The organism is Corynebacterium faecale, from assembly GCF_030408735.1.
Lineage (GTDB): Bacteria > Actinomycetota > Actinomycetes > Mycobacteriales > Mycobacteriaceae > Corynebacterium > Corynebacterium faecale.
In genome coordinates, this window is sequence record NZ_CP047204.1 from 2,967,096 (window position 1) to 2,987,260 (window position 20,165).

A 20,165-nucleotide genomic window follows, 5' to 3' on the forward strand; every position below is an offset into this window, starting at 1 on the left:
CCCAAGTGATGGGGCCCTCTAATTGTCCGTCGGGTCCGAAGGGTAGGTGGAGTAGAGGGGTAGTGGCATCGGCTGTCGACGCATCACATCACCCCAGACATCCACGCGTCCCGGCGCGAGGATATCGGATGGAAGCGCAGGTGCGACAAACCAGTCACCCTGTTCGATCTCGCGGTTCAGCTGTCCGGGTGCCCATTCGGCGTACCCCGCGAAGAACCGCATGCCTTCGAGATCGCCCTTGACATCTGAGGGTGGGACTCGCAGATCCACGTGCACCAGGCGGTTGGCCAGTTTGTTGAAGGGACTGGAGGCACCGATGTCCACGCCGGGTTTGGTCACGCCGAGTCCCACCACTGCCTGCTGGCTCAGGGGACCTCCGATGTAGAGTGCCTGTGGCTTGGCGGTGAGGTCTGTCCATTCGGGCAGGACATTGGCCACGGCGAGGTCGCTGCGGGCGGCCAGGTTCACACCGAAGGTGGTGGTGTGGGAATGTTCGATGACGAGCACCACACTGCGGTTGAACTCCTCGGAGGTCAGGTCCGGTGCGGCGACCAGGAGCATCCCGGGGGCAACCTCATTGCGCTCCAGGGCGTTGAAGAGTCGGTCTGCATAAAAATCACTCATCTTGTTCTCCTTCCCACCATGCCTTGAGCTCAGCGATGGCATCATCACGCTCGAGCGGTCCACGCTCGAGTCGCAGTTCCTTGAGGAAGCCCCAGGCTTTACCCACCTCGGGTCCCGCTGGAATGTTCAGAATCTCCATGATCTCATTGCCGTCCAAATCAGGGCGCACCCGTGCGAGATCTTCGCGGGCGGCGATATCGGCGATCCGCTCCTCCAGATGATCGTAGGTGGCCTGGAGGCGCTGTGCCTTCCTTCTATTCCTGGTGGTGCAGTCAGCGCGGACAAGTTTGTGCAGGCGGGGGAGCAGGTCACCGGCATCGGCGACGTAGCGTCGCACGGCGGAGTCTGTCCACTGGCCTTCACCGAAGCCGTGGAAACGCATGTGGAGGAAGACCAGCTGGCCCACCTCGGACACCATTTGTTTGGAGTACCGGAGTTTGCGCATGCGCCTGCGCACCAGTTTGGCACCGACCACCTCATGCTGGTGGAAGCTGACGCGGCCATCCTCGCTGAAGGCGCGGGTATCCGGCTTGCCGCAGTCATGCAGCAGCGCCGCCCAGCGCAGAACCAGGTCGGGGGATTCCTCCTGATCGATGGCCTGACGCATCACCTGGAGGGAGTGTTGGTACACATCCTTGTGCTGCATGTGCTCATCCTGGGTCATTTGCATCGCGGGGAGCTCGGGGTAGATCACCTCGGCGATGCCGGTGTCCACCATGAGGTCAATGCCATCCTCGGGGCGTTTGCCCAGGATCATCTTGTCTAATTCCACCTGTACGCGTTCGGCGGTGATGCGGCTGATCTGGCTGGCCATCTCCGTCATGGCCACCACCACGCGATCGGCCACGGTGAAACCCAGTTGGGAGACGAAGCGGGCGGCGCGGAGCATGCGCAGCGGATCATCGTTGAAGGACTGTTCCGGGGTGGCCGGGGTGTCCAGCTGCTTATGGAGCAGATCCTGCAGGCCACCGACGGGGTCGTGGAAGGTCAGTTCCCCTTCACCGTTGATCTCCACGGCCATGGCGTTGACTTTGAAGTCCCGGCGGATGAGGTCGCCGTCGAGGGTGTCACCGAAGGTGACCTCGGGGTTGCGCGAATTTCCGTCATAGATATCGGAGCGGAATGTGGTGATTTCAATCTGTTTGCCGTGTTTCTCGGCGGACAGGGTGCCGAACGCGATGCCGGTATCCCACACCACATCGGCGTAATCATCCAGAATGGCGCGGGTCTGTTCGGGACGGGCGGAGGTGGTGAAATCGAGGTCATGACCCAGGTCGCCTAAGAAGGCATCCCGGACCGAACCACCCACCAGATACAGGGAATGACCCTGTGCGCTGAAGGCTGCGGCCAGTGGTGTGAGGATGGTGGAGAGGTCCCCGATTGCCTGGTGGGCGCGCGCCATGAGTGCGAGACGGTCCACCTGGGGGTCCGTCTCTCGGTTCTGAGCATCCTGGGAATTCACGGATCTGAGTCTACCCAGTGACCCTGCCGCGGAACATAATGCGGAACACAATACTGTCCCTCGCCGGGGATCGGGTGGTTCATTAATACCGATTGCCGGGTGATCACGATACGATTACACAAATGAGTGACGTGAAGCCAGAGGGGACTACCAGCGGGGCGCCTAAACGTAGGCGCCGCCGCCGTTCTCGTCGCCCTTCAGGTCAGAACCAGAATCCACGCAGCACGCAGGATCAGCAGCAGGCGGGCGGGGAGAACACCGGCAAGTCCCGTGCCCCCTCCGATAATGCCACTGGCACCGAGGGCGCCAAGGGTGCCACAGCCAACCCGAACCGTCGCAAGCGGTCACGTCGCCGTGGCCGCACTGGCGGCGGTGGAAACACCAGCGGCAGCAACTCAAGCAGCAACTCAAGCAGCAACTCAGGCACCGCCGGCACCGGCACCAGCCAGCAGACCACCGCAACCCCCGGGACCAGGGGGGAGGGCAGGTCAGGGGGGCGTCGTAAAGCATCGAACCAGCGACGACGCCCGCACCGCGGCAACCAGCGGGTGCACCAGGCGGGGCAGCTGTCCCGGATGGAGACCTCCAATGAGACTTCCGCCGGTGGGTTGGTGGTGTCCGGGCTCGCGGAATCGGTGGGCGCGGATAACCAGGTGGATCTGTCGAAGATCTATGTGGCGCTGATCGGGCGGCTGGATCGTCGCGGGCGGTTGTTGTGGTCGATGCCGAAGGGCCATGTGGAACCCGGTGAGGATAAGGCCGCGACCGCTGAGCGTGAGGTGTGGGAGGAGACCGGCATCCACGGTGAGGTCTTCACCGAGCTGGGTGTGATCGATTATTGGTTCGTGTCCGAGGGCAGACGCATCCATAAGACGGTGCATCATCATCTTCTGCGTTATGTTGATGGCGATCTCAATGATGAGGATCCGGAGGTCACCGAGGTGTCCTGGATCCCCGCGAACCAGCTGATTGAACATCTGGCGTTTGCCGATGAGCGCAAGCTCGCCCGTCAGGCGCATGACATGTTGCCTGAATTCGCCCGCCGGGAGAAGGCGGAGGGAAGGGCAACGCCCCGGTGACAGGGAAAGTGACGGCGGACATGCATCCAGCGATGATCCCGGTCAACCCACCGGGAATGCACCCACCTGGAACGCACCCCGCGGGCAGGCTCCCCGTCATACGTCGGCTCGTGGCTGCTGTGACCACGGCCACGTTGGTGGGCGTCAGTGGCGCCTTCGGTGGCGCGCCCGGCATAATTCCCGGCCCAGGCACCGCCCACGCCCTGCCGCTTCCCCTTGCTCCCGATGATCCGGTGGTGGCTGATACCTGGGTTGACCCCTTCGCCCGCACCGATGACCAGAACCACGATGTGGACATTGAGGTCACCGGTTTCAATTTCACCGGCGCGCTCACCCTGGGTGAGAAACTGGTGGTGCAGGTCAAGGTGTCCAATAACACCGATGATGTTCTGGATCAGGTGACCCTGTTGGTGCAGCGCCAGGGTGCCGCCACCAGCAATGTCACTGCCCGCATGGCGCTGGCCGCCGATGGCTTGAACAATTATCCCTATTACGCCACGCAGATGGTGCTCGATGGGACCGTTTCCCCGGGGGAGTCCACCGAGACCACGCTGCGTATCCCCACCGATGCCGATGAGTCCATCACCCTGGCCATCACCCAGCCCGGCACCTACCCGGTGCGCATCGCGCTGTCCGGTCAACTCGACGGCACGGCTACCCACCTGGATTCGCAGCGTTTCCTGCTGCCGGTGAGCGGCGAGCCCGTCCCCGGCGCGGAGGAACCGGGGGGCACCCCGACCACCGTGTTGTACCCCTTCACCGCAACCACCGACGTGCTCGGTGGGGAGACCGGCGAGGCACCTGAGGCGCCCCCGCTGCTGATGGGTTCAGATGCGCTTGCCGGTGAGCTTGCGGCCGGTGGCCGGCTGAGCATGCTTATCGACGCCTTCCTCTCCTCCTCCCCGGATGTCCAGCGGGCCTCATGTCTGGCCATTGATCCGGAACTGCTCAACGTGATTGACCGCATGGCGGGTGGTTACACCATCGCCGAGGAGCGGGGGAGTACCGCCCGGCAGAATCAGCGCCTGCGGGAGTTGTGGACCACCTCCAATGAACCCACCAACACCACCCCGGGCACCGGGACCACCGATGCGTCCGCATTCCTGGAGAAACTCCGTGAAGCTGCCGCCACCACCTGCACCGTGGCCCTGCCCTGGTCCAACACTGATCTGGATGCCGTGACCGCCACCGGCAACCAATGGTTGCTGCGCGAGGCCCTGCAGCGGGGAAGCACCGTCCTGGAGGACATCCTCGGTGTGCCCCCGGTGGACAATGTGGTGATCCCGGGCAGTGGTTATGTCTCACCGGCGACCGCCGCCAACCTCGGATGGGCGGACACCACGAGCCAGGAACTCACCCTCGAGCAGGCCTGGGAGGTGGATTCCGTGACACCTGTGCCCTCCAGTGGACGGGCTGATCAGACCGCCCTGGATGCCCCGGCCTCCACCCGGGCAGGCGCAACGGCAGCCCCGCCCCGGGAACCGGTTCAGGTCCTGGTGGCTGACAACACCGTATGGGCGACACCCTCCGCGGACCGGTTCCACCAGCTGGCCCCCGGCATCACCGCGGTGAGTTATCAAGGCTCCCTGGCCGCCACCCTGGCCACCCTCGGCCCCTCCCCGGAGACCGCCGGATATTCCAACCCGGATTCCCGCTTCGATTTCACCCTGGATTCCCAGGCCGCCCGCACCATGACCGGACAAGGCGCGATCCGCCTGACCGTGGACAACGGTGACGCGGACACCCCGGTGCTCATCATGCCCCCCACCACCATGGCGGCAGAGGATGCCGAGATGCTCCTGGACACCACCGCCGACCTCTTCGACACCGGTGCGGCTGAACCCTTCACCCTCAGCGGATATCTCACGGCCAATGCTCAACAGCGCGAGGATCTGGCCACCGCCACCCAGGTCAACGGGATGCCGGGGGAGACCTCCTTCGGCGCGCCCTTCGATGACGCGTCCGCCATCACCGACACCGAGATCCTCCGCGCCACCCAGCAGGCCACATATATCGATGATCTCACCGGCATCATGTACAACGACGAGGGCATCGTGCTCACCCGTTATGGTTTCAGCGCACCCCTGCGCCAGGATCTGCTGCGCGCCCTGACCACCAGCGGTCGCCGCTCCTACACCGGACACACCACTGCCACCCGCGATGCCGAACAGCTGCTCAATCAAAACCGCGACGCCCTGCAGAAACTGCGCAGCTCCGTGGCATTGCTGCCACCGGGCAATGTGTACACCCGCACCTCCAGTTCCTCCCCGCTGATCATCGTGGCCCAGAACGGACTGCCACTGCCATCAGCAACCCAGATCCTGTACTCCGCGCCGGGTGATGCCCAGGTGAACACCCCGGGCATCGTGCGCATCCCGGCGCGCGGTTCCATCACCCTCCAGATGACGGCCGACCTCCCGGATGACAACCAGCGCACCGACCTCACCGTCTGGCTGGCCTCTGCGGATGGTGCCACCATCAGTGATCCCGTGGAGATCTCCGTGCAGCCACGACCCAATCTGGTGGGCACGGTGGGCATCGTCGCTCTCGGCATCCTGGTGCTCGGTGCGCTGCTGGTGTTCCGGGTGTTCCGGATCAGACGGAAGAAGGGGTCCGCGGGCGACAATGCCCGGACAGCACCACATTCCGCACCCCGTTCTGCACCACCGTCAGCCACAAGAACCGTGGCGCGGCCGATGGCGCCGGGGAACGTGGGGGAGGGGCGTCGTAAAGCATCGCGTTATGTTCCGCGCGGCCACGGGCGCGCTGACGATGGCTCCGGATCGCCCAAACCACCCGGAAACAACTAACGTATCCGTTCAATCAGTCCACATCGACGTGCCCGCCCTTCCATAGGCGGGTGCACGAACAGAATGGTCACCAGTGAGTTCCACTCCGAAAAACCCGGGGCAACGGACGGGACAACGGTCCCGCATCGTCACTCCGACTCCTCCGGCACCCGTGCCGGAGCATCGTAAGAAACAACCACCCCGCAATCCCAGCACCTCCGGGGAGGACCGGTCCGGTCTGAAGAGCGCCCCCTCCGGTGCGACCCCCGTGGGTCATGCCGTCAGCGTCGCTGCTGCCTCCAGTGGTGTTGTCTCCCCGCCGGCTGAGGCCGCACCGGAGACCGTGGCCACCGCGCATGAAGCGGCCCCCGCGGTGGAGTCGGCCGGGGCTGTCGCGTCAGCTGTCGCTGTGAAGTCAACCACTGCGACGTCGACCGCGGCGGGCGGCACCGGTTCAGGCCCTGGCGGTTCAGGCGGCACGGGCTCCGGCACCGGCAGCACCGCCACCGCCGTGGTCGAGCGGAAGGAAACCTCCGATGCCGACGTGGTGCGGTCCACCGGGTCCATGGCTATTGCCACCCTGTTGAGCCGCATCACCGGATTCCTGCGCACGGTGATGATCGGTGCGGCGTTGTCCCCGGCGATCGCGTCGGCGTTCAACACCGCCAACACCCTGCCCAACCTCATCACCGAGATCGTCCTCGGTGCGGTCCTCACTTCCCTGGTGGTGCCGGTGCTCACCCGCGCGGAGAAAGAGGACGCGGACCGCGGCTCCGGGTTCTTCCGACGGCTGCTGACACTGGCGCTGTCGCTGCTGGCTGTGGTCACCGTGCTGTCCGTGGTGGGTGCACCGCTGCTGACGCGGATGATGCTGGACACCGACGGCCAGGTGAACGTGAGCATGTCCACGGCGTTCGCCTACTGGTTGCTGCCACAGATCTTCTTCTATGGACTGTTCGCCTTGTTCCTGGCGGTATTGAACACCAGGGAGATCTTCAAACCCGGTGCCTGGGCGCCGGTGGTGAACAATGTGATCACCCTGCTGGTCCTGGGCACCTACATGGTGATGCCGTGGCGCCTGGATGTGGATGCGCAGGTGGGTCTTTTTGATCCGCAGATCCTGTTCCTCGGGATCGGCACCACCCTGGGTGTGGTGGTGCAGACACTGATCATGGTGCCGTTCCTGCGCCGCGCGGGTGTGGATATGCGCCCACTGTGGGGACTGGATGACCGCCTCAAGCAGTTCGGTGGCATGGCCATGGCCATCGTCGTGTACGTGGCCATCTCCCAGCTGGGTTATGTCATCACCACCCGCATCGCCTCCCTGGCGGATGCTGCGGCACCGTTTATCTACCAGCAGCACTGGCTGCTGCTTCAGGTGCCCTATGGCATCATCGGTGTCACCCTCCTGACCGCGATCATGCCGCGGTTGTCGCGTAATGCGGCGGAAGGTGATGACCGCGCGGTGGTGGCCGATCTGGGTCTGGGTTCCAAGCTGACCTTCATCGCGCTGATCCCCATCGTGGTGTTCTTCACGGCCTTCGGTGTGCCGATCGCCAACGCCCTGTTCCAGTGGGGCGAGTTTGATGCGGGCTCAGCCAACATCCTCGGTTGGACGTTGAGTTTCTCCGCCTTCACCCTGATCCCCTATGCACTGGTGCTGCTGCACCTGCGTGTGTTCTACGCACGTGAAGAGGCCTGGACACCCACCTTCATCATCGCCGGCATCACCGCCACCAAGATCGTGCTGTCCCTGGTGGCCCCGCTAGTGTCCACCTCCCCTGAGCGTGTGGTGGTCCTGCTCGGTGCCGCCAACGGTTTCGGTTTCGTGGCCGGCGCGGTGATCGGTGCGTATCTGCTGCGCCGCAAACTCGGTCTGCTGGGTATGCGTTCCCTGGCCATCACCTCCCTGTGGGCCCTGGGCTCCGCGGTGGTCGGCGCCGGTGTGGCCTGGTTGCTGGGCCTGGGTATCCAGGCGGTGATCGGGGACTGGCTGTTCGGCACCCTGGGATCCGTCGGGTTCCTGATCTACCTGGGTGTGATCGGCGTGGTGTTCCTCATTGTCACCGGTCTGGTCCTGTCCCGCTCCCGCCTGCCCGAGGTGCAGAACCTGGGCAAGGCACTGGCACGTATCCCCGGCGTGGGTCGCTTCATCCGCCCGGATGAGGATCTGTCCCTGGACGTGGGTGAGGCCTCCGAGCGTGAACTGTCCAGCCAGATCATCGTGGCCAATGAGTTCTCCTCCACACCGGTGCCACCACCGATGTCCGCCGGCATTGTCCGCGGCCCCCGCCTGGTGCCGGGTGCACCGGTCTCCGATGGCGAGTTCCGCCTGCTGGCAGATCACGGTGGTGTGCCGGGTGCACGCTTCTGGCAGGCCCGCGACATGGCCACCGGCAGGGAAGTGGCCCTGGTCTTCGTGGACACCTCCGGCAATGCCCCCTATGCACCGCTGACCCCCGCGGCCGCCGCCGGTGTGGCCTATGAGGTGCAGCGCCGCACCAAGAAACTGGCCGCGCTGGACAGCCCCGCGATCGCGCCCAATATCCGCACCCAGGCCTACCGCAATGGTTGCCTGATCGTTGCGGACTGGGTGCCGGGCAGCTCCCTGGCCAAGGTTTCCGAGGAGGGCGCGGATCCACGCGCAGCCTCCTACGCCCTGGCCAACCTCACCGACGCCATGGCCGATGCCCACCAGGCCGGCGTCTCCCTCGGCCTGGACAACAAGTCCCGCATCCGCATCAACACCGACGGCCACGCCGTGCTGGCCTTCCCGGTGGTGCTGCCGGAATCCACCCGCGAGCGCGACACCGCCTCCGTGGCCGCAGCGTTGACCATGCTTATCGACGCCTCTTCCGCACCCGCCGATGTTGCGGTCCTGTGTTCCGAGGCCCGCGCCATCAACGCCGAAGACACGGAATCCCTCCATGCACTGGCGGACGCACTGCGCGATTGTGGCCTGTACAAGGAGGACGAGGAACCGGTCCAGCTCCAGGTGGACAAGGAACGCACCCCACGCCCCGAGAGGCAGTCCGGTTTCGGTGCACCGGAGTATTCCCTGAAGATGATGGCCACCATCGCCATCGTGGTGTTCCTGCTGGTCTCCATGGTGGCTGTGGTGACCGCCTTCCTCACCAGTTTTGTCAGTGGCGACAATGAGGAATCCCCACTCGGATCCGCCGATTCCACCACCGTGTCCGCACCAGCTGAGCAGGAACCGGTGGGACCACCGCTGTACCTCAACCTCACTTCCGCACATGTGTGGGATGAGGGCATGGGTGATGAGGTGGATGTGGTCACAGACGATGACACGGACACCGCCTGGACCTCCACCGGCTCCACCGGCATCCTGGTGACACTGGAAGACCCGACCCAGCTCGCACACGTGGTCCTGACCCCGGGTGCCGGCGCTGATGCCAGCGTCACCTCCACCGTGAAGCTCTTCGCCTTCACAGCCGCAGAACCCACAGCACTGTCCCAGGGCATCGAGGTCGGTGAGCTTGTCTTTTCCTCCCGCAGCCTCGCCCACCGCGTGGCCCAGCCAGATAACCTGCCGGCTGATATCCGTTCCGTGGTGATCTGGGTGGATGAGGTGAACTCCACGGCATCTGATTCTGACTCTGACTCAGACGATGACGAGGCGACCATGCAGATCGCCGAAGTGGAGATGGCCGGCTGGTAAACCGACCATCATGATCGCGGGGTGTCTCCGGGAGCTTTAACAGCACCCAGGGCACCCCGCGATTTTTTATCCCGTCCCTGAATCGGGTGGAAAATCATATGAACAGGGCGCACACCCACCAACCTTGAACAGCAGCTGTGAGCTTGCTGAATTACAAAGGTGTGATGCAGTGCGTCAGCCAAGGGTGGGTGGCAGATACCTCCTCAGCCCACTCTCAGACCCACGACATGGGCCCACACGCTGGACTTTCACACCCGGCAGCACACCTGAAGCGCCCACCAACTGAAGTGTGCATTCTGCACTTCAGGCCACCATGGGCCACCCATACTGGCGGGGCGCGCAACAGCTTTGGACGGGGAAGCGCTGGGACGAGGGGGGAACCAGGATGACAGTGATGCCGGGAGTCAAGCAGCCAGTTGAGTGTGGGGAGGAACCCACCGACGCCGAACTGGTGGCCACCTTCGTCGGGGGAGACCACCGCGCTTTCACCACGATCGTCTCCCGCCACGAAAAGCACCTCAAATGGGCCGCCCGAAAATACGGAAAGAACGAAGACGACGCCCATGACATCCTCCAGGAGGCACTGCTCAAAGCCAGCCGCAACATGCACCTCTACCGCGCGGAAGCAGCACTGTCCACCTGGCTTCACCGACTTGTTCTCAACAGCGGTTTCGACTGGGCCAAACACCGCACCCGCAGGGAACTGGCCATCCTCGACGACACCGACACCACACCAGCCGAGGATCCCCGCCTGACAGTTGATCCCCTCGGATACCTCGACGTGGCCCTGACCATCCGCCAAGCCATGGACACCCTCCACGTGGATCAGAGAAACGCCCTCCTCCTGGTGGATCTCGGCGGATACGGCATCGAGGATGTGGCCAGATTCGAGGGAGTGAAACCCGGCACCATCAAATCGCGCCGGGCACGGGCCAAGAACCAACTTCGGGGACTGTTGCAGGAGGATTTCTTCCCCGGCGATACCGAGCGTGATGCCGGCGGGGATCCCGTGCACGCGAAGGGAATCACCACTGCCTGATGCGATGTTGTGAAGTAGTGAACACACGCACCCGCCTGTGATGTTGAGGCTAAAGCAGTCGCTTATGGAACCTTTGTCGGTGGCTGGGGCGTTGACTAAGAAGGAACTACTCAGATGTCACTGAATATGGTGGCTGGCTCCCGGCCACCTACACTTTAGGATGATGTGTGGTCACGTGTTCAGCACACACCCCGCTGGCTCTCCAACCGTCGGGGAATGAAAATCGCGTTTAAGGAAACAGGAAGTCAATGTCTGAAGAACAGTCCAAGATCCACGATGTTGCCATCATCGGTTCCGGTCCTGCCGGTTACACGGCTGCCGTTTATGCCGCACGCGCTGATCTCAGCCCCATCATGTTCGAGGGTTATGAGTTCGGCGGTTCCCTCATGACCACCACCGATGTGGAGAACTTCCCCGGTTTTGAGAAGGGCATCCTGGGTCCTGAGCTCATGGAGAACATGCGCGCGCAGGCCGAACGTTTCGGTACCGAGATGCACATGGAACTGGTTGACCGCGTTGATCTCACCGGCGATATCAAGAAGGTGTGGGTCGGCGACGATGAATACCAGGCACGTGCCGTCATCCTGGCCATGGGTTCCGCACCGCGGTACCTCGGTGTCCAGGGTGAGCAGGAACTGCTCGGCCGTGGTGTCTCCTCCTGTGCCACCTGCGATGGTTTCTTCTTCCGCGACCAGGACATCGCCGTCATCGGTGGTGGTGACTCCGCCATGGAGGAAGCCACCTTCCTGACCAAGTTCGCCCGCACCGTCACCATCGTGCACCGCCGCGATGACTTCCGTGCCAGCGCCATCATGCTTGAGCGTGCACAGCAGAATGAGAAGATCCGTTTTGTCACCAACAAGACCGTCGAGCAGGTCGTGGAGGCCGACGGCAAGGTGGCAGGCCTCAAGTTGAAGGACACCGTCACCGGTGATATCTCCGATCTCGACGTGACCGCCATGTTCGTGGCCATCGGTCATGACCCACGCTCTGAGATGCTCCTGGGCCAGGTCGGATTGGATGATTCCAACTACGTGGTGGTGGAGCACCCCTCCACCCGCACCGATGTCCCCGGCGTGTTCGCCGCGGGTGACCTGGTGGACAGCCACTACCAGCAGGCCATCACCGCTGCGGGTTCCGGATGTCGGGCCGCGATCGATGCAGAACATTACCTCGCCGCCCTCGGCTAAAGTAATATCTAAGTAGTTCGTTTAGACGTTGGGCAAAATGCAGCCATCTTGTTGCTGTTTCGTTGCCCGGCGCTACACCCATAATGTGAATCGGCCGTTAGCCTGGGAGCAACCGCTAGTTACTAATGCGTTGAAAGGTTGCATGGCGCTAGAATCCATCTCCGTTCAACCTGAGGCGACACCGCACTGACAACCTGCGGGGAGCAATCGCGTCTCACCCCATGACATCCCATGTCGCCCGATATAAGCCATAAGGAACAACCATGAGTAATGTAATCGCAGTTAACGAGCAGAACTTCAAATCCACTGTCATCGAGTCCGATAAGCCGGTCATCGTGGACTTCTGGGCGGAATGGTGTGGCCCCTGCAAGAAGCTGAGCCCCATCATCGAGGAGATCGCTGGCGAGTACGGCGACAAGGCCGTCGTGGCCAGCGTTGACGTGGACTCCGAGCGCACCCTGGGCGCCATGTTCCAGATCATGTCCATCCCCTCTGTCCTGATCTTCAAGAACGGCCAGAAGGTGGATGAGTTCGTGGGGCTGCGCCCGAAGGCTGAGATCGTGGCAAAGTTGGAACAGCACCTATAACCAACGATCTATCCTCATATATTTAAGATAGATTTATGCGACCAGCGAAAAACTCCCAGTTCTCATGGGATCTAGTGTGAACAGTGAAAGGACCAGGGTGTCAGACGTCTTGAGGGTGGGTGCACGTAGCCCACGCGTCGCCGAGGTGCGCCATACACTCGCACGACTCGGTGTGATCGAAGGGTATACCCGGGATATGTCGGCTAAGACCGAGTCCCGCAAATACCACGAGGAGGACACCTTCTTCGACGACGTCCTGAGCAACCACCTCAAGGCGTTCCAGCAGGCCCGTGGCATCATCCCCTCCGGTGAGATCGATCAACTCACCCTGCGGGTACTCCGTGAAGCCTCCTACACCCTGGGCGCCCGCGTCCTGTCCTATCAGCCCGGCAACCACCTGGTCGGCGATGATGTGGTGGAGGTGCAGACGCACCTGCATGAACTCGGGTTCTACACCGAGCGCATTGACGGCCGCTTCGGTGAACACACCCACCGCGCGGTGATGGATTATCAGCTCAACTACGGCATGCAGGTCGACGGCATCTGCGGACCGGACACAATCCGTGCCCTGGGTCGCCTGGGTCTGCGCATCAAGGGCGGCTCCGCCAATGCCATCCACGAACGTGAACGCGTGCGCAACGCCGGCCCGAGGCTCACCGGTAAGCGTGTGGTCATTGACCCCGCCCTCGGTGGGGCCAACAAGGGCCAGATCGTCCAGGGACCTTTCGGAGAGATCAGCGAAGCCGAGATCCTCTGGGACCTGGCCACCCGCCTGGAAGGCCGCATGATCGCCACGGGTGTGGAGACAATCCTGTCCCGCCCCCACATGGATGACCCCACCCCGGCGGACAGGGCCTCCATCGCCAACGCCTTCGGTGCGGACCTCACCCTGAGCCTGCAGTGCGATTCCTACCCCAATGACAAGGCCAATGGCGTGGCCACCTTCTACTTCGGTTCAGAGGCCGGCACCAGCTCACTGACCGGTGAGACGCTGTCCTCCTATATCCAGAAGGAGATCGTCGCCCGCACACCGCTGTCCGGTTGTGGTTCCCATGCACGCACCTGGGAGATGCTCCGCCTCACGCGGATGCCCACCGTGGAGATTGTCACCGGGTACCTCACCAACCCCCAGGATCTGGCCACGCTCACCGATCCGGCCATGCGCGATCAGATCGCCGAAGCCATCGTGGTGGCCGTCAAACGCCTCTACCTGCTGGATGAGGATGAACAGCCCAAGACCGGCACCTTCAAGTTCAGTGAGCTGTTGAAGTCCGAGACAGAGTAGGATCCCCCACTCCGCTAGTGCACCTCCACGCTGGCCAGCAGCAGCTGTGCCTCCATGGCGGACATCAGCGGGTCCTGTGGGGGCATCTCCATGCGCAGGCGCGGGAGCACCGGGTGGTCAGCCACCACTTCAAAACCGGCTGATTCCAGCATCTCCACCTCGATCAATCCGATGCGGTTGCGTTGGGCGGCGATCTCCCGCACTGTTGGATCCAGGCCTATGGAACCGTTGATCTTCAAGTCGCGGATACCGAAGGCCTCAACCGCCGGCACCTCCATCTTGATGAGGTCGACGAGGGCGGCGTCGAGAAGCACCGCCTCCATGCCCACTCCGCGAAACACCTCGTCGATGAAGAGGCTGGTGATCAACGCGGCGTCTTTAGACACCGGTGCGGTGGGCAGGGTGGCGGCACCGGGCGCGTAGTCGCGCAGGCAGTAGAGCACCGTGGAGATCGCCGGCGCCGAGGGAATGGGGTCCGGGTTGAGATAACCGATGGAATAACCGCAGGTCTTTTGCTCAAAAAGCGTGGTGGACAGCCACGCCTCCTTCTCAAATTCCGGATGGCCGGATTTCTCCACCGCGGCCACTGCTGTAGCTTCAAGCTCCCAGAACACCGACCGTCTGGCCTGTGGGTGCACCAGTGAGAGATTGTCCTGGGCGATGGGAAACAATGACGCCTGCATGTCAGTCACCCTCTCGAGGGGATCAGGAAGGGCCCTGGATCAGGCCCATGATGCGTTCGAAATCATCCTTGTCGCCGAATTCGACAACAAGCCTGCCCTTACGCTTGCCCATCATCACCGAGACCTTGGTGTCCAGGTTGTCAGCCAGCGATTCCGCGGCACGGGTGAACACCTCCGGGGTGGGTGCCTTTTCACGCGGTGGCTTCTTCGCGTCCTCGTCGCCACGGTTCTGCAGCAACACCACCTCCTCGGTGGCACGCACGGACAGGCCTTCCGCGATGATGCGGGTGGCCAGGGCGTCCTGGGCCTCCTCGCCGGCCTTCAGACCCAGGATCGCGCGGGCATGACCGGCGGACAGCACACCGGCCGCCACCTTGGTCTGCACATTGACAGGAAGATTCAGCAGACGGATCATGTTGGTGATCACCGGGCGGGAACGGCCCAGCTTGTCAGCCAGCTCAGTCTGGGTGACCCCGAACTCCTCCAGCAGCTGCTGATAGGCCGCGGCCTCTTCCAGTGGGTTGAGCTGCACCCTGTGGATATTTTCCAGCAGGGCATCGCGCAGCATCGCGGAATCATCGGTTTCACGCACGATGGCGGGAATGAACTCCAGCCCCGCACGCCTGGAGGCACGCCAGCGGCGCTCACCCATGATGAGTTCAAAACCCTCACCGGCCCGCCGCACCACGATCGGCTGCATGAGCCCGAATTCGCGGATCGAATGCACCAGTTCATCGAGTGCCTCAGTATCAAAAACCGCCCTCGGCTGCTGCGGATTAGGCACGATCGAATCGATCGGGATCTCCTGATAGGAGGCTCCAAAATCGCTTGTCGACGTTCCATCCACCGGCTCCTGCTCAACCGGCACGGTTGGCTGTGGAATCTCAGCCGACGGTGGCGGGCTGGTGGGCTGAGGTGTGGCCACCGGGCCCTCAGGGCGGGCTGGTGTATCCGGCTTGGGGATCGACGGCATGCCGATGCGTGGTGCGGCCTCCGGGCGACGACGCGCGCGTTCACCCACGGCACCACCGAGGATGATGTCCGCCGCGCCACCACCGAGACCTGGGGAATCTGTCGGGCCGGATGGGATCAGTGCGGCCAGACCGCGCCCCAGACCGCCCTTACGCTTCTCCGCATGGGACTTGTCGGAACTCTTGTTCTGGGCCATCTTCTAGGACGCACCTTTCATACCGCACAACACAATGTAGATATTTATAGAAGTTTACTGCTTATCGGCCGGTTTTACGCCCACCGGACCGGAATCCTCTGAAGGCAGGAAATCTCCACGGGTGGCCAGCTCCTTGGCGGCATCCAGGTAGGCCATCGCGCCTCGGGAACCCGGATCATAATTGATCACGGTCTGCCCATACCCCGGAGCCTCGGAGACCTTCACCGAGCGGGGGATCTTGTTGCCCAGCACCACCGCACCGAAGTGCTCATTGACCTCGGTGGCCACCTGTTCAGCCAGGTTGGTGCGGGCGTCATACATGGTCAACAGGATCGCGGAGATGTGCAGATCACGGTTGAGGTGCTGACGCAGCATGGTGATGTTGTTCAGCAGCTGCCCCACACCCTCCAGGGCGTAGTACTCACACTGGATCGGGATGAGCACCTCGGTCACGGCGGTCATGGCGTTGATGGTGAGCAGGCCCAGTGATGGCGGGCAGTCAATGAGCACATAATCAAACTCGTGCTTGTTGATGAACTCCAGGCCCAGCGCATCCGCCAGGCGGTATTCGCGGCGCACCAGACTGACCAGTTCAATCTCCGCGCCGGCCAGATCGAGGGTGGCCGGAATGCAGAAGAGATTCTCATGGGCGGTGGTCTTCTGCATGGCTTCATCAGCACTGCACTCACCGATGAGAAGTTCATAGGACGACAGGGTTCCGGAGCGGTGCTCCACACCCAGTGCGGTGGAGGCGTTACCCTGCGGATCCAGATCCACCACCAGCACCTTCTGCCCATAGATGGCCAGGGAGGACGCCAGGTTCACGGTACTGGTGGTTTTACCCACCCCGCCCTTCTGGTTGGCGATGGTAATCAACCGTGGCTGCGGCGGTTTCGGCAGCTTAAGGGAGTTGGGGGTCATCACCTGCGCCGCCCGGCGTGCCGCCTGGGCAATAGGTGTGTCTTCCCACGAAGTATTGTCATCCATCGACGTCTACCATCCCTTATCTTCTCAGTGGCATCACATCCACATTAGTGCGTTGGGCCATGTTCATTCCACCACAGCTGACCCAACTGTGGATGATGGGGAAAACAGGTGTGTTATTTTTCCCGTTTGATGGAAATCAGGGTGGTCGGTTCGCTGAGCAGCGTCTCGCCGACCGTGTACACCTTGATGTCACCACCACCGGCGTTGCGGATCGCCTTGGCGTCGCGTTCGATCTCCTCGTCCACGCTGGCGCCCTTCATGGCGATCATCCTGCCACCGACCTTCACCAGGGGCAGGGACCAACCCGCAAGACGCCCCAACGGCGCCACGGCACGGGAGGTGACCACATCCACGTGCCCCACCTGCTTGCGCACCACCTTCTCCTCAGCGCGGCCACGGATGACGGTGACATTATCCAGACCGAGCTGCTCCACCACTTCATCCAGGTAGACGGAACGCTTCAGCAGCGGCTCGATGAGAACGATCTGCAGATCAGGGCGGGCGATCGCCAGCGGGATGCCCGGCAGACCGGCGCCGGAACCGATATCGGCCACGGTGATTCCCTCCGCCATGGCCTCGCCGATGACACCACAGTTGAGGATGTGGCGGTCCCATAGGCGGGGAATCTCCCGGGGCCCGATGAAACCACGGATGGATCCGTCGGTGGCCAGGGACTCGTGATAGGCAATGGCCTTGTCGAGGTTGTCCCCGAAAAGTTCAGCGGCTGCTGGTGGCATGGTCAATGGAAAGATTCTCCTTGGACTGGGTGGGATCCTGGTTTGTTATAGACAACTATAACGACAACAGCCACCGACCAGACGTTGGGCGGTGGCTGTGGTGCGATACGCAAGGAACTTATTTCCTGCGCTTCTTCTGGTTGACCGGCTTGGCTCCCGGCTTTGGAGCGGTCGACCGCTTAGCGGCCTTCTTGACCTCTTCTTCGGCAGCTTCCTCGGCATCCATCTTGGAGAAGATGTAGCGCTGCTGGAAGAAGGTCCAGACGTTGTTGGACATCATGTAGATGAGCAGACCGATGGTCCAGATGAAACCGGTGAACAGGATGGTGGCTGGCATGAACCAGAGCATCATCTTGTTCATCATCTGCATCTGCATGGCCATCTGATCGTTGGCCGGAGCAGCCTGCTTACCGCTGCGCTTGCGCTCCTCCTGACGGTTGACCGACAGACGGGCATTCATGTGGGTGGCCACCACGATGATGAGGATCATCGGTGCGGCAACCACTGCGATGCCCACGCGGGAGAAATCAACCGGCTGGAAAGCCTGGAAGGCCTCCGTGGGCATGGTGATGAAGGAGGACAGCGGCACACCAAACAGACGGGCATCCAGGAAGGACTGAACCTCATCCACAGGGAAGATGTAGTTCGGGGTGTTGCGGTTCTCCTCGATGGACATACCCAGCTGGCCGAAACCCTCACCGGTACGGTTGAAGGACCGCAGCACGTGGAACAGACCCAGGAACACCGGGATCTGGACCAGCATCGGAAGACAGCCCGCGATGGGATTGACTCCCACCTCCTTCTGGAGTTTGCGGGTTTCCTCCATCATCTTCTGCTGATCGTTCTTATACTTTTCGCGGATCTCCTGCATGCGCGGAGCCATGTCCTGCATCTTGCGCTGTGAACGCATGGTGTTGACCATAGGCTTGACCAGAACCACACGAACGGTGAAGGTCAGGAACATGATCGACAGGGCCCATGTGATTCCCAGATCAGGGCTCAGCACAAGGCTGAACGCCTGGTGCCAGAACCACAGGATGGCCGAAATCGGCCAATAGATGAAGTTGAGCACTCTGAGTCGAAACTCCTCGGTTGTTAATAAAGATTATGTACTTTTGACGCCATGCTTTTCACTTGACGGTCTCGGTGATCCAGTAACCGGGATTGGGCACCGGGTCATATCCTCCCGGATGCCAGGGCCCGCACTTGGACAACCTGGCAGCAGTCAAGACGCCACCCTTACCGGCACCATGCACAGATACTGCCTTCAATGCATACGTACTACAGACGGGATCAAAGCGACAGGTGGAACCCATCTTAAGGCCCGACAAATATTTTTGGTAGACGCGAACGGCACCTGCAAGCAACTTCGCAGCAGGCCCTCTGGGTTCTGGCATGACCAGTGGATCATCACTTACCGGTTCGTGCACGACCGGCCTTTGTCAATCCATGTCGGATATCCCGTTCCAAATCCGCCGAGGTGGCCTCACCCGCACCGGCCAATGCCCGGATCACCACATGATGGGTGGGGGAGAGGAGCTCAGGTGAGTCGGCCGCGACGGTGGCGCACACATGACGAAGCCGCCGGGAGGTGCGGTGACGAACAACCGCATTCCCGACGGCCTTGGAAACGATAAGGCCGAACCGTGGACCACCGAAAGAGGCGACATCGCCTGAACTTTCAGTGCCATCCAACGATTCGGCACTATCCCACAGATGCACAACCACTGTTTTACTTCCGGAGCGTCGACCCTTCCTCATCGTGGTGCGGAATTGCACGGATGAGTTCAGTTTATTCTGCGCAGGAAGCAAGGTTGCAACACCTGAATTGTTGACGCTGCTACGCAGTCAGCTTCTGGCGACCCTTGCGACGACGAGCCGCAACGATTGCGCGACCGGCGCGGGTACGCATACGAAGACGGAAGCCGTGAACACGTGCACGACGACGGTTGTTCGGCTGGAACGTCCGCTTGCCCTTTGCCACGTTAAACACTCCTAATATTTTGTTGTCGGGTCACCGGACACACCGGTACGACGGACCTCCCTTGCGATGATGGCCAGTGACGGCCTCGCAACAGCCCGATTCCGGGGAACGATCACCCAACAGAGTTTGGATGATTCGAATTGAGGTGTAGCCCCGATAAAGGAAGCCACTGCTGCACTTCATGTAAAAGTGCTGCGCTCAAAGCACATTCGTGATGACGCGGTCATTAGGTTTAATAACCGAGCCCATACGATGCGACAGACTAGGCCAGCTTACGGCAACTTGACATGCAAAAACAAATTGACTTAGCCACATTTAGTGGGTGCCCCTGAAATTACAAAGGTGGCATTAACTGCTGGTGAGTGGGTGTATTGCCCGCCCAAACGCTTTTCAGAGCCGTCTCAGCCAAGGTGGGCACCTGAGCCCGGAAAGCGAGTTTCCACAGGGGTTGGACAGGGGGATTGACCTGCGGGTAACAATGAAAACAGCACATTGTTTCAACACCTTGTGAAAAGTTCCACCTGTGGATAACTTTTAAACCCCAGCTGATACCTGCGGTTTAAAATTACAAAAACCCAGGTAGAAACGGTTTACGAGACAATGCATTATTTCCACAGGCCATGCGCTATCCTGTGGATAAGTAATTTTGAGAAAAGTTGTCCACAGCTGTGGATAACCTTGTGGAGACAATGGTGAGAGCGCTTTCAGGGTGTGGAAGACACTGTAGAAACACCCTGGGTCACCCCGTGGACAAAGTTTGAATTCTTGTCATCTCCCGGACGCCTGAGTCCACAACAGAATTTAACCTTTTTGCAACCAGCATAAAGGCGGAAAGCTAGACGTTTCGTTACAAGGAGACACCCTAAATA

General features: G+C 61.7%; 17 protein-coding genes. 7 read left to right on the forward strand and 10 right to left on the reverse strand.

Going from position 1 to position 20,165, the window contains the following annotated elements:
* Nucleotides 1–18: 18 nt before the first annotated feature.
* Nucleotides 19–624, reverse strand: a complete 606-nt coding sequence (locus tag CFAEC_RS13400; protein ID WP_290277612.1) for a YqgE/AlgH family protein — start codon at nt 622–624, stop codon at nt 19–21.
* Complete coding sequence (locus CFAEC_RS13405; protein ID WP_435384240.1) at nt 617–2,086, reverse strand: CCA tRNA nucleotidyltransferase; 1,470 nt, start codon at nt 2,084–2,086, stop codon at nt 617–619. Before CFAEC_RS13405 ends, CFAEC_RS13400 begins: the two co-directional genes overlap by 8 nt.
* A 122-nt stretch (nt 2,087–2,208) precedes the next feature.
* Between CFAEC_RS13405 and CFAEC_RS13410 the strand changes: the two genes are divergently transcribed.
* From CFAEC_RS13410 to CFAEC_RS13440, 7 genes are all read left to right on the forward strand, one after another.
* Entirely contained in the window at nt 2,209–3,165 is a 957-nt protein-coding gene (locus CFAEC_RS13410; RefSeq protein ID WP_290277614.1) for an NUDIX hydrolase, read from the forward strand.
* A 110-nt stretch (nt 3,166–3,275) separates the two neighbouring features.
* Nucleotides 3,276–5,975, forward strand: coding sequence for a hypothetical protein (locus tag CFAEC_RS13415; RefSeq protein ID WP_290277616.1), 2,700 nt, complete (start codon nt 3,276–3,278; stop codon nt 5,973–5,975).
* A 544-nt stretch (nt 5,976–6,519) separates the two neighbouring features.
* The gene (locus tag CFAEC_RS13420; protein ID WP_290279944.1) at nt 6,520–9,636 is read left to right on the forward strand and encodes a murein biosynthesis integral membrane protein MurJ; all 3,117 of its coding nucleotides are present in this window, start codon (nt 6,520–6,522) and stop codon (nt 9,634–9,636) included.
* 385 nt (nt 9,637–10,021) lie between these two features.
* Entirely contained in the window at nt 10,022–10,675 is a 654-nt protein-coding gene (locus tag CFAEC_RS13425; RefSeq protein WP_290277619.1) for a sigma-70 family RNA polymerase sigma factor, read from the forward strand.
* A 248-nt stretch (nt 10,676–10,923) separates the two neighbouring features.
* On the forward strand, nt 10,924–11,865 hold the full coding sequence (gene trxB / locus CFAEC_RS13430; protein WP_290277621.1) for a thioredoxin-disulfide reductase: 942 nt from the start codon (nt 10,924–10,926) through the stop codon (nt 11,863–11,865).
* A gap of 263 nt (nt 11,866–12,128) precedes the next feature.
* Complete coding sequence (gene trxA / locus CFAEC_RS13435) at nt 12,129–12,452, forward strand: thioredoxin (RefSeq protein ID WP_290277623.1); 324 nt, start codon at nt 12,129–12,131, stop codon at nt 12,450–12,452.
* 97 nt (nt 12,453–12,549) lie between these two features.
* A complete protein-coding gene (locus CFAEC_RS13440; RefSeq protein ID WP_290277624.1) occupies nt 12,550–13,737 on the forward strand; it encodes an N-acetylmuramoyl-L-alanine amidase in 1,188 nt (395 codons plus the stop codon).
* Nucleotides 13,738–13,751: 14 nt separating this feature from the next.
* Here CFAEC_RS13440 and CFAEC_RS13445 read toward each other — a convergent pair whose 3' ends face one another.
* From CFAEC_RS13445 to rpmH, 8 genes are all read right to left on the reverse strand, one after another.
* A complete protein-coding gene (locus CFAEC_RS13445) occupies nt 13,752–14,420 on the reverse strand; it encodes a hypothetical protein (RefSeq protein ID WP_290279945.1) in 669 nt (222 codons plus the stop codon).
* Between the two features lie 22 nt (nt 14,421–14,442).
* Complete coding sequence (locus tag CFAEC_RS13450; RefSeq protein WP_290277626.1) at nt 14,443–15,588, reverse strand: ParB/RepB/Spo0J family partition protein; 1,146 nt, start codon at nt 15,586–15,588, stop codon at nt 14,443–14,445.
* A gap of 54 nt (nt 15,589–15,642) precedes the next feature.
* On the reverse strand, nt 15,643–16,575 hold the full coding sequence (locus CFAEC_RS13455) for a ParA family protein (protein WP_290277628.1): 933 nt from the start codon (nt 16,573–16,575) through the stop codon (nt 15,643–15,645).
* Nucleotides 16,576–16,688: 113 nt separating this feature from the next.
* Nucleotides 16,689–17,312 (reverse strand): 16S rRNA (guanine(527)-N(7))-methyltransferase RsmG, encoded by a 624-nt coding sequence (gene rsmG, locus CFAEC_RS13460; RefSeq protein WP_290279947.1) that lies wholly within the window; start codon nt 17,310–17,312, stop codon nt 16,689–16,691.
* A gap of 118 nt (nt 17,313–17,430) precedes the next feature.
* Nucleotides 17,431–18,384, reverse strand: coding sequence for a membrane protein insertase YidC (yidC, locus tag CFAEC_RS13465; protein ID WP_290277629.1), 954 nt, complete (start codon nt 18,382–18,384; stop codon nt 17,431–17,433).
* Between the two features lie 58 nt (nt 18,385–18,442).
* Nucleotides 18,443–18,709 (reverse strand): membrane protein insertion efficiency factor YidD, encoded by a 267-nt coding sequence (gene yidD / locus CFAEC_RS13470; protein WP_290277631.1) that lies wholly within the window; start codon nt 18,707–18,709, stop codon nt 18,443–18,445.
* Between the two features lie 13 nt (nt 18,710–18,722).
* Nucleotides 18,723–19,124 carry a ribonuclease P protein component gene (rnpA, locus tag CFAEC_RS13475; protein WP_290277633.1) on the reverse strand — a complete coding sequence of 134 codons (402 nt, stop codon included), beginning with the start codon at nt 19,122–19,124 and terminating at the stop codon, nt 18,723–18,725.
* 28 nt (nt 19,125–19,152) lie between these two features.
* Nucleotides 19,153–19,296 (reverse strand): 50S ribosomal protein L34, encoded by a 144-nt coding sequence (gene rpmH, locus CFAEC_RS13480; RefSeq protein ID WP_290277635.1) that lies wholly within the window; start codon nt 19,294–19,296, stop codon nt 19,153–19,155.
* Nucleotides 19,297–20,165: the final 869 nt, after the last annotated feature.